Origin of the sequence: Phenylobacterium sp., from assembly GCF_004299445.1 — a bacterium.
GTDB lineage: Bacteria > Pseudomonadota > Alphaproteobacteria > Caulobacterales > Caulobacteraceae > Phenylobacterium.
The window spans coordinates 1-12,611 of the sequence record NZ_SCTC01000044.1 but is presented as its reverse complement, the minus strand read 5'-3'; the positions used below and the strand labels follow the sequence as shown (position 1 = coordinate 12,611).

The 12,611-nt window shown below is 70.3% G+C and carries 15 protein-coding genes; 3 read left to right on the top strand and 12 right to left on the bottom strand.

Annotated features, from left to right (window positions below; translation table 11 throughout):
- Window positions 1–12 precede the first annotated feature (12 nt).
- Together EPN98_RS12185 and EPN98_RS12180 are read right to left on the bottom strand one after the other, a co-directional pair.
- Window positions 13–984, bottom strand: coding sequence for a hypothetical protein (locus tag EPN98_RS12185; protein ID WP_293362977.1), 972 nt, complete (start codon window positions 982–984; stop codon window positions 13–15).
- 50 nt (window positions 985–1,034) lie between these two features.
- Window positions 1,035–2,051: a hypothetical protein gene (locus EPN98_RS12180; RefSeq protein ID WP_293362976.1), complete on the bottom strand. Its 1,017-nt coding sequence runs from the start codon at window positions 2,049–2,051 to the stop codon at window positions 1,035–1,037.
- A gap of 156 nt (window positions 2,052–2,207) precedes the next feature.
- Here EPN98_RS12180 and EPN98_RS12175 point away from each other — a divergent pair, with 156 nt between their 5' ends.
- Both EPN98_RS12175 and EPN98_RS12170 read left to right on the top strand, forming a co-directional pair.
- Complete coding sequence (locus EPN98_RS12175; RefSeq protein WP_293362975.1) at window positions 2,208–2,636, top strand: hypothetical protein; 429 nt, start codon at window positions 2,208–2,210, stop codon at window positions 2,634–2,636.
- Window positions 2,633–2,773, top strand: coding sequence for a hypothetical protein (locus EPN98_RS12170; protein ID WP_293362974.1), 141 nt, complete (start codon window positions 2,633–2,635; stop codon window positions 2,771–2,773). The genes EPN98_RS12175 and EPN98_RS12170 overlap by 4 nt, the downstream gene beginning before the upstream one ends.
- Before the next feature lie 2 nt (window positions 2,774–2,775).
- Here the strand turns inward: EPN98_RS12170 and EPN98_RS12165 are convergent, their stop codons facing one another.
- Together EPN98_RS12165 and EPN98_RS12160 are read right to left on the bottom strand one after the other, a co-directional pair.
- The gene (locus tag EPN98_RS12165) at window positions 2,776–4,071 is read right to left on the bottom strand and encodes an amidohydrolase family protein (protein WP_293362973.1); all 1,296 of its coding nucleotides are present in this window, start codon (window positions 4,069–4,071) and stop codon (window positions 2,776–2,778) included.
- 32 nt (window positions 4,072–4,103) lie between these two features.
- Window positions 4,104–4,337 (bottom strand): hypothetical protein, encoded by a 234-nt coding sequence (locus EPN98_RS12160; RefSeq protein ID WP_293362972.1) that lies wholly within the window; start codon window positions 4,335–4,337, stop codon window positions 4,104–4,106.
- Between the two features lie 9 nt (window positions 4,338–4,346).
- On the opposite strand from EPN98_RS12160, the gene EPN98_RS12155 reads away from it, so the two are divergent.
- On the top strand, window positions 4,347–4,565 hold the full coding sequence (locus EPN98_RS12155) for a hypothetical protein (protein WP_293362971.1): 219 nt from the start codon (window positions 4,347–4,349) through the stop codon (window positions 4,563–4,565).
- Between the two features lie 108 nt (window positions 4,566–4,673).
- Here EPN98_RS12155 and EPN98_RS12150 read toward each other — a convergent pair whose 3' ends face one another.
- The 8 genes from EPN98_RS12150 to EPN98_RS12115 form a co-directional block, all read right to left on the bottom strand.
- Window positions 4,674–5,096 carry a hypothetical protein gene (locus EPN98_RS12150; protein WP_293362970.1) on the bottom strand — a complete coding sequence of 141 codons (423 nt, stop codon included), beginning with the start codon at window positions 5,094–5,096 and terminating at the stop codon, window positions 4,674–4,676.
- Between the two features lie 247 nt (window positions 5,097–5,343).
- A complete protein-coding gene (locus EPN98_RS12145; protein ID WP_293362969.1) occupies window positions 5,344–5,811 on the bottom strand; it encodes a hypothetical protein in 468 nt (155 codons plus the stop codon).
- Between the two features lie 136 nt (window positions 5,812–5,947).
- Window positions 5,948–7,825 carry an alpha/beta fold hydrolase gene (locus EPN98_RS12140; RefSeq protein ID WP_293362968.1) on the bottom strand — a complete coding sequence of 626 codons (1,878 nt, stop codon included), beginning with the start codon at window positions 7,823–7,825 and terminating at the stop codon, window positions 5,948–5,950.
- A 57-nt stretch (window positions 7,826–7,882) separates the two neighbouring features.
- Window positions 7,883–9,241: a hypothetical protein gene (locus EPN98_RS12135; protein ID WP_293362967.1), complete on the bottom strand. Its 1,359-nt coding sequence runs from the start codon at window positions 9,239–9,241 to the stop codon at window positions 7,883–7,885.
- Between the two features lie 81 nt (window positions 9,242–9,322).
- Window positions 9,323–10,720, bottom strand: coding sequence for an ATP-binding protein (locus EPN98_RS12130; RefSeq protein ID WP_293362966.1), 1,398 nt, complete (start codon window positions 10,718–10,720; stop codon window positions 9,323–9,325).
- A gap of 33 nt (window positions 10,721–10,753) precedes the next feature.
- Window positions 10,754–11,446, bottom strand: coding sequence for a response regulator transcription factor (locus EPN98_RS12125; RefSeq protein ID WP_293362965.1), 693 nt, complete (start codon window positions 11,444–11,446; stop codon window positions 10,754–10,756).
- A gap of 27 nt (window positions 11,447–11,473) precedes the next feature.
- The gene (locus EPN98_RS12120; protein WP_293362964.1) at window positions 11,474–11,779 is read right to left on the bottom strand and encodes a hypothetical protein; all 306 of its coding nucleotides are present in this window, start codon (window positions 11,777–11,779) and stop codon (window positions 11,474–11,476) included.
- Window positions 11,780–12,030: 251 nt separating this feature from the next.
- Window positions 12,031–12,611, bottom strand: a 581-nt coding sequence (locus EPN98_RS12115; RefSeq protein WP_293362963.1) for a J domain-containing protein, incomplete at its 5' end; no start/stop codon positions are given.

The following is a 12,611-nucleotide window of genomic DNA, read 5'->3' as shown; positions in this document are numbered from 1 at the left end:
AGGCCGCGTGGCTCAGTTGGCGCCGATCGGATGCTCTAGGCGAATCGTCGGTAGGAACTGCCAACGCTCGTAGCTCTCCGTGGGATCGGGCGAATTGGACTCGTGGCGAACCCAGCGAACGCCCACCTTGATCGCACTCAGGAACTTTAGGTTCTGCTCACCCGGCAGCTTATCCAGCAGCCCGACGAGATCGGTTCCGAGATAGACTTGGCTGCGCTCGTCACGCCGGCGCCTCGTCATGCCGACTCCAGGTTCTTCGAACTTCTGCCACTCGTGCAGGCCTTCGAGCGTCCACTTGATGCCGAGGGTGTCCAGGCCGTCGAACGCCACGGTCACGCCCGGCGTCGAGCGCTCCTTCGCGTTCTTGTCGGACTTTGTGTAGCCGATGGACGGTGTGATCTTCACCCCGAGCACCCGCGTGCAATCGTCCGCCGTTGGGCAGCGCCGCCAGATCGGGATGTCGAAGATCGATCCCACCGTGAAGGTCTGTTCGGTGCGGTCGTAATCGTCGAAGACGCCCATGTACTTCCGCGCCACGCCGTACTTCAGAAACGGGGCGATCGGCTTGCCCGATACGCCCAGCTTGACCGATCCGGAGAAGTTGGCGCCGTCCTTGTCCGCCGCCAGGTAGTCCTCCGTCAGGCCGGCTGAGCCTGAGGCCGACACCTTGAGGATGCTGTTCACCTCAGCCTCGCCTTCTAGGCCGGTCGTGACACTGGAGCTGTTCTCCTGCAGATCCGAGCCGCCGATCGCGTCCACGTCGCCTGATGCGACATACTCGCTCGAGAGGAAGAGCTTGAGACTGGCCGATGGTGCGTCGGCATTCGACTTGTCCGCGGACTGCGCCCGCGTGGAGAGGTCTTTGTCGAGTGGAAGAGACGTTGAGGCCTGTGCCCAAGCGGCGCCCGCATACAGGGTCGCCGCAGCACCGATCGTGAACATTCGCAGCATCTGGAAGTCCCCCGCTGAGCCATGCGGGCTCACCCGAAGCAACTTTCGCGAGATTTCTATCAGAATGCAACTATTGGCAACACCTATGGCGCCTGTCCGCCCGACCCTTCTTTGGCGCGGGCGCCGCCGAGGATGCCGGTCATGGCGTAGTTCCCTTCGTGGCAGGCGTATTCGTAGATGTCGCCGTCGAGGGCGGTGAGCACCATCTCGGCCCGCCAGGGCTGGGTGTAATGGACCGGGTCCTCCACCTGGAACTCGTAGGCGATCTCCTTCGCCGAGGCGCGGGTCAGGCGCTCGGTGACGCGGGCCTTCTCGGACAGGAAGATCGGGCCGAAGCGGCCCTGCACCGGGTTCACGTTGATGGTCTCGATGACGAGAACGTCGCCCTCCCACCAGGCGGTGGCGTCGCCCATCCAGGGATGCAGGGCGGCCGGGCCGTGAGCGGCCTGTGCGGCGGCCTTGTCCTTCAGGATCGGGATGGTGCGCACGCCGAACCCCATTTCGACGATCACCACGAAGGCGTCCGGAGTCAGCAGGAAGCGGTAGTTCGAATTGTAGATGTTGTTGAGCATGCCCGGCCCGCCCGACCCGCGCGAGCCGATCAGGCAGCGGTCGTTGGGGGCCAGCTCTTCCGGGCCGGCGGGGTCCATGCGGTTGGACATGGCGGCGGCCTCGCGGGCGCGCTGTCGCGCGAGATCGGTCAGGGGCATGCGGCCGTCAGCGGGCTCGACGATCCACGAGGTGCGGTACTCGCCCTTGACCTTGGCGAAGCTGTCGCCGGCGTCGAGGAAGACGGCGCTGTGGGCGCTGCCGATGGCGCCGTCGGTGGGGGGCGGGGCGCCGGCGTTAGGGTCGCTGGGCTTGGAGTCGGCGGCAGCGGCGGCCTTGAGGGGATCCGACGCGGCGATCCGCCTGGCCTCGGCCTCGGTGAGCGTTGGGCCCTTGAACGTCGCGGGGCGCTCCAGCTTGGTGAGGGAGACATTGGACCAGACGCCAGAGAGGTCGGGCTTGCCGACCGCATTGCGCGGCGCGGGCTGGGCGACGGCCGTAGCGGCGAGGAGCGCCAGGGCCAGGCCCATCGCGGCGGATCGCTTCTGCATGTGACCGGTCTCTCCCCCTCGAAGGCCGCGAAGCTAGCAAACTCCGCGAACGATGCGACGGGAATCCGAAAGCCGAGGCCCCGGAACACCGCCCTGCTGCAAGGGAGGCAGCCCATGCCGCTCGCCAAGGCGCGCCATCCGGGTTAGGCCGTGGTCATGACCAGCAAGCCGGCGTTGCGCCGCCTGATCGACCTGCCCGGCATCGCGGACCTGGAGTTGAAGGCGCTGATGAAGCGCGACTTCGCCGAGCCCGAGGCGCGCGCCGAACACCCCGAGATCGACGAATGCGCAACGGCGCTGTTCGGCCTGACCGCCGACGAGGCCGACGCGGCGCCGCGGCCCGCCGACTGGGACCATATCGAGACCAAGCCGCCGGCCGCCCAGGTGTTCGCCTTCGAGGACGCCGGGTGGGACGTGACCGACGACAAGCGCCGGCCGCTGCGCGTGCTGGGGCATTTCTGCGGGCCGCTGTGGCTGGCGATCCGTGGCGTGGCGGGCACGCTGCCCTTCCAGGCCGAGAGCGACGCGCCCGAAGCGTGGGTGAGCAAACTGGCCGCCGAGGCCTCGAGGTTCCGCAAGCGATGAGCCCTCCGTCCAAGCCCCCCGCCACCTACGCCCCGCCGACGCCCAAGGTGTCGCGGCAGAAGAAGGCCAAGGTGCTGACCGCCGCCGAGCGGGCCGCGTTCCTGGCCTCGCGACCGGACCTGAAGCCGAAGATCTGAGGCTACTCCGTCTCGTCCATCTCGGCCGTGGTCAGGGGCGTGAAGTCGGCGCGCCGGTATTCGCGGCCGCGCTTGACCGTGAACTCCAGGGACTTGAGGTTCTCGAGATCGGCGGTGGGATCCCTGGCCAGGACGATCAGGTTTGCGAGCTTGCCGGCCTGGATCGTGCCCGCCTCGTCCTCGGCGCCGGCCGCGCGGGCGCCATTGAGGGTGGCGGCCTTGATCACTTCGCTGAGCGGCAGGCCCGCCGTGGCCAGCGCCGCCATTTCCCGGTGCAGGGTGGGCCAGGGGTCGTCGTAGGGGGCGACCCAGTCGGTGCCGGCGCTGATTGTGACGCCGGCCCGGTAGGCCTGGCGCGCCAGCGCTTCGGACATCGCGCCCGAGCAGAGGCCGGGACGACCGCCCGGACGGGCCTGTTGGTAGATGCTGGTGGTGGCGTCCAGCACGATGCCGGCCGTCTTCATCTTCTGGAGCAGCGCCTCGACCGCCGGGTTGTCGGCGGCCAGGAACGGCTTGTCGTCCATCGGCGTGCGCGACTGGTACGAGCCCGGCGTGCCGGCCACGGCGTGGCCCAGGCTGCAGGCGTGGCTCATGGCGTCGGGCCGCGCGGCGACGACCTCATCCGGCGTGGCCGGGTAGACGGCGGTGTGGGCCCACACCTGCAGGCCCTGGCGATGGGCCTCGGCGGTGATCTTCGCCACGAGGTCGCCGGGCAGGTTCGCGTAGATCTTGATCGCAACGGCCGACGTGCCGCGGGCGAGGGTCACAGCCTCCCGCAGATCGGTCGTGGCGTCGATGGCCTGCATCCAGGGCGTCTTGCCGGGCGTGTAGCCGTAGCTGACGGCGACGGTGCGCGGGTCGGCGAAGAAGCTGGGCCCCGCCATGAGCGCGGCGTAGCGGATGTCAGGGGCGGCGATCTCGCCTTTGCGGCTGGCGCGGGCCAGTTCGGCGACGGCGCGCAGGTCGTCGGCCATGTCGCGCACCAGGGTGACGCCGCCATAGATGTCGCGGCGCAGGCTGGCCTCGGCGCGGATGCGGTTGGGCGGCGTGGCCAGGTGCTCGTGGCTGTCGATCAGGCCCGGCGCCAGGAACTTGCCGGTGAGATCCACGACGCGGGCGCCGGCGGGCGCGGCGAGCTGGGCGTCGAGGCGGACGTCAGAGATCCTCTCGCCCTCGACCAGCACCGACATGCCGGGGCGACCGGGGGCGCCCGTGCCGTCGATCAGCGTGGCGTTGCGGTAGAGGACCATCGGGGTCTTCGCCGCTGTCTGGGCGGCGGCCGGGAAGGCTGCGGCCAAAGCCGCAACCGCCAGAAAGGTCCGCAACACGGTCAGGGCGGGGGCGCGGGATCGTTGTTCGGGTCGCGGCTGGCCCAGAACGACCCGCGGCAGTCGCTCTCCGGGATGCGCTGGAACTCCGCAGCGATGCGCCAGCACGCGGCTTCCTCTCGCTGCTCGGTCCAGGCCCAGGCCAGGGTCACGCACATGATGGCCAGCACGACGCTGACGGCGGCCATGATGCGCACCGCCGCGACACGCCGATCCTTGGCAGGGACGCTCGACATGAGGTCGCTTTGGCCGAAGCCGCGATCAAGAGCAAGCGCAGATCAGGCGTCGGCGCCCAACCGCTGCACGGCGCCGACGCGCCGCTCACCCTGCCAGACGACGACCTCGACGGCGCTGGCATGCTCGCGCAGCACCTGACCGGCGCGTTCGAGAGCATCGTCGTCGCTGTATTGTTCGAAGGTCTCGAAGGCCGTGGACGATCCGTCCTCGCGGCAAGGATAGAATGAAAAGAGGGGCATCGGGGGTCACCCTTCCAACGGCAGCTCCACTATACACGGTGCGCCGGAAGGTTGTGTTCGATATCCGACAGTTCTCCCCATGCGGGAGAGATTCCGTCAGCGTGACGCGGACCCGTGGCGCTGGAGGGCGGCGCTGAGCCGGTCCATGGCGACCTTGAGCTGAACGCGCAGTTCGTTGGCGGTCAGCAGCACCGGGATCGAGACGCCCCAGAAGATCATCAGCGCCAGCTCGGCGCCGTGCTGGTTGACCCCGCCGGGACTGAGGAACAGCCGGAAGCCCACAAGGCCGCCGCCCAGCATCACCAGCGCCCCGCAGAGGGGGCCGCGCAGGAGCCCGGCGGCGAGAACCGCGGCGACGTAAAGCATGAAGGGCGAAAGGGCGCCCAGGTGAGGCGTCAGCGCGGCGCGGAGCAGCGTCGTGGCGGCGACCAGAGCCGCGGCGACCAAGAGGCTCAGCAGGACGCTCCCGGCCCTTTCGGCCAGCGTCCTATTCCCCGGAGACTTTGCGGCGACCGCCATGATCAAGCTTTGGCGAAGGGGTGACGCAAAGGCAACCGGGTTCGCCGTGAACGCGAAATGCGGCCCGATGCCTGCGCGAGGAGAGCCGGCGCCGACGCGCCAGGTCGGGAGATGCGGCCACCCGTGAAAAGCCGTCCTGCGGAGTCGCGCATGGGGGCGTCGCCCCGTCGGCCGGCCTGCGCGGAATCACGGGTGGCCCTCCCGGAGCGCAGATCGGGAGACATGCGCTCCAAGCCCGGAAGGCGGATCAGAAGCCCGTGGGCGCGGACGGGGCGGGCTCGGCGGCGGCGGCGGCGGGCGCGGCGTCACAGCCCTTGCCCGTGTACAGACCCACCATCACGGCCTTGCGGGTGGTGGCGACCTGGATCTCGCTTTCGGCCTGGGCGCGCACCTGGGCGGCGCGCTGCTTGGCCATCCCGGCGGCCTGGTTGGCGAACATGCCCACGCCGGGCACCCGCGCCAGCATCCCCGAGCGCGCCAGCCCTTCGACCGCCACGGTCGAGGCCAGGTTGGCGCCTTGCGCCGAGCCGTCGGCCTTGCCGATCTTGGCGTTCGCCGCGGCGACCAGCTGGTCCATGCGGCCCGACTCGGCGGCGATCGCCGCACAGTCCATGGTCGCGTCGGTGGCGTAGCTGACCTGCAGGCCCTGGGCCGACGCGGCCGAGCCCGAAAGAAGGGCGGCCACAGCCGCTGCGGTGGTGAAGATCCTGCGCATGTATGCCCCCATGAAGCGCTGATGGGGACAAGCTAAGTCGCGGAAATCGCGGCGCCCTCCCCCGAATGGGGGTGTCGCTTCCAGAGCGCGTCCCGGCGGGAACGAGCCACCGTTGGCGGGCCAATCCGGACGGGCTCTAGGCGAACAGCGCGGCGAGGTGGGCGGGGTGGGTGAACTGGGGCAGGACGCCGGCGTCGGGGATCTCGACGATCCGCAGGTCGCGGACGCCGATCCACGAGGGTTCCACATGGCCGGTCAGTCCGGTGGATTGGGCCACCACCCAGCCCGCGTGCCGGGCAGCCGTCGGCGTCGGGCGCCAGTCGTTGGCGTAGACGGCGTGCTCGGCGGCGAACCCGTAGACCGAGCGGGCGCACATGGCCTGGATGTCGCGGATGAGAAACTGGCGGACCGCCGGGTCTTCCAGGGCGCGGAGGTCGGCCTCCGCTTCAAGGGCCTTGAAGAGGATGCGCTCCAGAAGCCGGGTCGTGGCCTGGCGGCGCAGGAACTCGGCGAAGGCCACCACTAGGTCAGGATTGCGCAGCAGGTGGCGCTGGACCGAGGCCACGAAGGTGGTGCGCTGGTCCTCCAGGTGCATGGGCGGATGCGGGTTCATCAGCACCATGCGATCCAGAAGGTCGGGATAGTCCTGGGCGAAGGCCAGGGCCGACGGAGTTCCCGTGTCCCGCGCCAGCAGATGCACCTTTCGCAGGCGCAGGCGCTCGACCACCGCCGCCATGTCGGCCGCCGCCGTGGCCGTGTAGTCGCCGCCGGCCGGGTCGGTCAGGCCGAAGCCGGGCCGTTGAACAACGATCGGTCGCAGGCCCGCGCCGATGAGGGCCTGGCGCAGGCCGTCGGGCAGCCGTCGGCCTGCGGCGGCTCCGTGGAACACCAGCACCGGCTGGGCGTCGTAGGGGCCATAGTCGATCAGGGCGATCCGGCGCGCGCCGTCCAGCGAGGCGATCACACGCAGGCGGCCGCCGCCCTCCTCCTCCCCGAACACCGATTCCGAGGCCGAGGCGACGGCCACCAGTTCCCGGGCCTCTCCCAGCAGGCGGGCGAAGTCCTTGGCGCCCTTGGCCCCGGTCTTGTGCAGCACGGCCTTCATATGGGTCTTCACGGTCTCGGGGCTGAGCCCCAGCGCCTGGGCCGTCTCCGGAGCCGTCAGGCCGCGGGCGATCTGGGCGCCGACCCGCGCTTCGGCGGGCGTCAGACCGAAGGCCGTCTCGGCCAGCGCCGCGTCATCCTCGCCGTTCGCCTGGGCCACGCACATCACGCCGATCAGGCGGCCGATCAGTTCGGGCGTGCGGCGCACGCCGGCCTTGGCGTTGATGCGGCGCAGCGCGTCTCGCGCGGTCTCGCGACCCACGCCGGCGTCGGCGGCGGCCACCTCGAGGTTCGGCGCGAACATGAGAGCTTCGGCCAGCCGCGCCTCCAGGGCTGTGAGGTCCAGGACACGCGCCGCGCGACGGGCCAGCTCGGAGGAGCGCGACGGCGCGCCCACCACGACCACCAGCCGATCAGGCCCGGCGGCCAGGGCGGCCTTGGCCTCGGGGTCGAGCGGCCAGCGGGCGGCCGCTTCGGCGTCGCCGATCCAGGCGGTGAAGGCCGCCGCGGCCACCCCCTCCACAAGGCTCACCAGGGGACCTTCCCTGCGTGCGCGCTTCAGGAGGGGGCGCAGGTCGGCGACGTCGGGGAACAGCTCGCGGTAGGCGGCGTCGGCGAAACAGACCTGGCCGGCGACCGTCATCACCGCCGTGGCCAGCGCCCGGCGGTCGGAGATGGCGCCCGCGATCGGCGGCAGCGCGCTGGAGGCGGCGGCGAGGTCATCGCGGGCATGGCCGGTGTCGGCGAGCACCGCGTCCTCCACCTGGGACCACGAGTCGAGCAGGAGCTCGATGGGCGCGCTCTTGGACGCGCTCGCACGGAGCAGCTCGGACAATCGTAGGGACGGCGCGCGCATCGAACGCTGGGAATAGCCCTGTAGCAGGCCCTCGTTGCAAGGGTCGTTGAACACGTTCTCTGCAATTGGCGGGCCACCCGCGACGCGCCGCAGGCGCGCGAAGTCCTGCGCTTAGCTGGCGAGAGACTGCGGGTCGCGGGCCAGGGCGGCGTGGGCGCGGCGACGGGTGATCTCGGCCGCCTTCTCCCCACGGATCAGGTGGTTGTACGCGGCCGCCGTTTCCAGGAAGGCGGCCGCGATCGCGCGATCCTCGACCTCGTCGGTGCGCGCGAGGTCGACGACGGATTCGACGTAGTGATCGATATACTCCCCCAGCTTGTCGACCAGCTTGTTGCGGGCGCTTGAGAAGCCGCCGTAGTTCGCACTGGACCGCAGGTCCTGCGAGAAGGTGAGCAGCGTCATGGCGCTGACGACCCGCCGCTGGTCCGGCATCTCGGTCAGCAACGGGATCTGATGGCGGACGCGCTGATTGCGGGGCGCGAACATCGGCAGCGACTCGATGGCGATGCGTTCGGCTTCCTTCAGCCGGCCCTCGATGACCCCGGCGAGGCTTGCGCGCTGCTTGACCACGCGCTGGCCCCACCCCTGATCGCGCGGCAGCTCGACCGAGGCTTCCATCTCCAGGATCTGCTGGACGGCCAACTCGGCGCGCTGCGCGCCGGCGCTGCCGACCTGCGGCCCCTGCTCCAGGTTCATTTCGGCGATGGCGGCGATCGAGGCGTCGATCTCGTCCATGAGGGCCTCGGCGAAGCTCGAGACCTCGGAGTCCTTCATGTAGCGTTCGGTGGGCTTGTCCATAACCGCCGAGATGATGCGCATGATCATCCACGGATGGGCCATCTGGGCGGCCAGCATGTGGAAAAAGCGCGGGCCGGCGTCGTCGGCGATCGCCACCGAGTCCCGATAGGCCAGGCGCGCGCCGGCCGATGTCTCGCCGCCGGGATGAGCGATCCACTCGGCCAGGCGTGCGGTCGCCCGGCGCACCACCCCGGAAATCTCCAGGCAGGCCATAAGCTGCTCGGCGGCGCCGGCGCGGGCGCTCTCAGCCAACCCGGCGGCCGCGACAAAGTCGGGATGAGAACCCTGGCGCAATCCCTCGAGGGCGGCGGCGACGATGCGGTCCTGGGCGTCGATCCGCTTTCGCGGGTCTGGGAAATCGTCGCGTCGCAGTTCCTCGACGTCCTCTGGGAACAGAGTTTTGAGAGCCTGCCACATCATGGCGAGCGAACGGGGGGGAAAGGACAGGCCCGGGGCGTCGCCGCCGATGCACAGCGGAGCGATGGGCTGAAAGATGATGTTGCGGAGATTGCGGTCGGCGACCTCGGCCTCGACCACAGCCTTCACGGCCCCCAACGCGCCTTCGGGCGGCGTGGCGGAGAGCGCCTGTTGCAGGCTGCCGACCACCCGGTCGGGGGCGCTTTCGACCAGGCGTCGGACGATCTCGATCTTGCGCTCGGGAAGCGCCGTCATTCTTGCTCAGGTCCCGGCCGAACGCCGTTAGCCCACAACATGGCAAGCGCAAGGTTAAAGCTTTACCAATACTGAGTTTTTTCAGTCCGTGGCGCGAGGCAGGCGCACGATGACGGCCAGGCCGCCCAGGCTGGCTCCGGCCAGCTCGAGAGATCCCCGGTAGGCCCTCGCCAGCTCATCGATGATCGACAGTCCGAGGCCCGAGCCCGGCGCGCTCTCATCCAGACGGGCCCCGCGCTGCACCACCTCCTCGCGCTGATCGGGCGTGAGACCGGAGCCGTCATCCTCGACGGTGAGCCGTAGCGTCTCCGGACCGTCCGCCACTGCGCGCACGCGCACCTTGCGGCGCCCGAACTTGCCGGCGTTCTCCATGGCGTTGCCCGCGATCTCCATGAAGTCCTGGCGCTCGCCCAGGAACCAGAGGTCGTCGGGAGCGTCCCAGTCGATGGTGACGCCCTTGTCCCGGAAAATGCGCTCCAGCGTACGGGCCAGTTCGTCCAGCACCTCGGCCACCGACGTGCGCTCGCCCTGCCCCTGGCTGCGCGCGGCGGCGCGGGCGCGGCGCAGATGGTGGTCGACCTGCTGACGCATGACGTCGGCCTGGCGGGTGACCACGTCGGCCAGAGGGCCGGGACGCTGGGCGGCCTCGGTGATCATCACCGAGATCGGGGTCTTCAAGGCATGCGCCAGGTTGCCGACGTGGGTGCGCTGGCGCTCGACGGTCTCCTGGTTGTGGGCGACGAGCGCGTTGAGTTCGTCGGTGAGCGGCCGCAGTTCCGACGGATAGGCGCCCTGGAGGCGCTCGGTCTTGCCCCGACGCACCTCGGCCACCTCGGTGCGCAGGCGGAACAGCGGGCGCAGGCCCACCCGCACCTGGACGATCACGGCGACGATCAGGCCCAGGCCCAGGAGGCCGAAGGCCACAGCCGTGGCGGTGACGAAGCCCGCCACCTCGCGGTCGACCGGGCGGCTGTCCTCCGCGGCCAGGAACACGAGGGGCTGCTTGAGGCCGTAGAAGGTGGTCCAGCGGGCCAGCACCCGGACCCTTTCGCCCGGCTGGGGGCCGGGGGCGTCGTAGGCGATGGGCTTGCCGGGATCGGCCTGGAGCCGCTGGGCCAGATCGGGCGGGATGTACAGTTCCGACTGGTAGAGCGAGCGCGAGGTGAGTTCCTCGACCGCCCGCATCTTGCCGTCCGGGGTGACCTCGGCGATCTCCCAGTAGCGGCCGGAGAGCGCGCGCAGCGCCCGCAGGTCGGTCAGCGCGGGGGCCACCACCTCACCCTGCTCGATGGTGGTGCCGGCGATCAGGTTGTCGATGAGGTCCGACAGGTTGGCGTCGAAGCGGCGCAGCGCCGCCTGCTGGAACAGGAGCGCCAGCACGACGGCGGCGATCGCCAGGGCGGCGACGATCCCGCCCGAGGCCAGGATCACCAGCCGCCGGGCGAGCGAGGGCCGGGTCAGGCCCTCAAGCAGGCTCATGGCGGGCCTTCAGACCGGCTACCCCCGCGGGCGTCACGTCTTGGCGGCCTCCGCGTCGACCTCGTCGGCCGGGCAGATGAGGCGGTAGCCGAGGCCGCGGACAGTCTCGATGCGGTCGGAGCCGATCTTCTTGCGCACGCGGCCGATGAACACCTCGATGGTGTTGGAGTCGCGGTCGAAGTCCTGGTCGTAGAGGTGCTCGACCAGCTCGGTCCGGCTGATCACCCGGCCTTGGTGCATCATCAGGTAGTGCAGCAGGCGGTACTCCAGCGAGGTGAGCCGCAGCGGCTCGCCGTTGACGCTGGCGCGGGCCGCGCGCGGGTCGAGGCGCAGGCCGCCGCACGCGAGGTTCGGGCTGGCGTGGCCGGCCGTGCGGCGCAACAGCGCGCGCAGACGGGCCAGCAGCTCCTCGGTGTGGAACGGCTTGGTCAGATAGTCGTCGGCGCCGGCGTCGAAGCCCGCGACCTTTTCGCTCCACGCGCCGCGGGCGGTGAGGATCAGCACCGGCGAGGCCATGTTCTCGCGCCGCCAGCGCTCCAGCACCGACACCCCGTCCACCTTGGGCAGGCCCAGGTCGAGGATGATGGCGTCGTACGGCTCGGTCTCGCCCAGGAACTGGGCTTCCTCGCCGTCGGGGGCGTGATCGACCGCATAGCCCGCGTCGCCAAGCGCCAGCTTCAGCTGACGCGACAGGTCCGGATCGTCTTCAACAAGCAGGATGCGCACCTAAGCGTCCCTTCTTTCTTCTGGGGTTCAGCCGCCTTGGCGGCCGATGACCTGACCGCTCTCTGCGTCCACAACGAACACGACCACCCGACCGTTCTCCATCTGCCACTGGACGAAGTAGGCGGGCCGGCCGCCATAATCGCCGGTCGTGGTGTTCAGATGGCGGCCGGGATAGCGCGCCGCGAGATTGCGCAGCACCTGCGACAGCGGCGCCTGGGCGCCGCGGCCACGGTCCTCGCCGAAGCCCAGCACCGGACGGCCGGATTGCGCGTCGGCCACGGAGGGACCGGCTGCAACCAGCGCCAGGACGGCAAGGGCGAAGAGGCGTTTCATGGAGACCTTGAGTACGAGGCCCGGACTGAACCCCGGCTGAACACGGATATTAGGTCACGTTGGTTAGGCCAACAGCTACGCTGGCCATATCGCCCCTAAATTGGAACGTCATGGCCGGGCTTGTCCCGGCCACCCAGAAGCGCCGTCGTCCGACTGATGACCCGCGGCGTCGATGCCGCGCGCCTTGCTGCGAGCGCCTCGTATCTGGGTGGCCGGGACAAGCCCGGCCATGAGGCTCCTGAGAAGGGGACCTAGCGCCGCTTCGGCGTGTAGGGGCGTTTCGCGCGGGCCTCTTCGGCGAAGGCGTCCAGGGCGGGATCGGGTCCCTCCGGGAGGACGACGACCAGGCGGGCGAAGAGGTCGCCGCGGTGGCCCTTGGCGTCCGAAAGGCCCCGGCCCTTCAGGCGCAGGCGCGTGCCGGTGTTGGCGCCCTTGGGCACCGCGACGTTGACCGGGCCGTCAGGGGTCGGCGCCTCGACCTTGCCGCCCAGCACCGCGTCGTAGAAGGCGATGGGCAGGTCCATGACCAGCGCGCCGTCTTCCCGCCGATAGAGCGGGTGCGGCTTGATGACGATCTCGATGAAGGCGTCGCCGGCGCCCGAGCGGCCGGGCGCGCCCTGTCCTTTCAGGCGCAGGCTCTGGCCGTCCTGGGCGCCCTTGGGGATGGTGACGTCGATGGTGCGGCCGTCCGAGAAGGCGATACGCTGCTTGCCGCCACGGATGGCGTCGACGAGGTCGATCTCGAGCTTGGCCCGGGTGTCGGCCCCGCGCTGGGAGAAGCCGCCGAAGCCGCCGCCGGCGCCGCCCGGGCGCCCCTGCCGGCCGCCGCCGA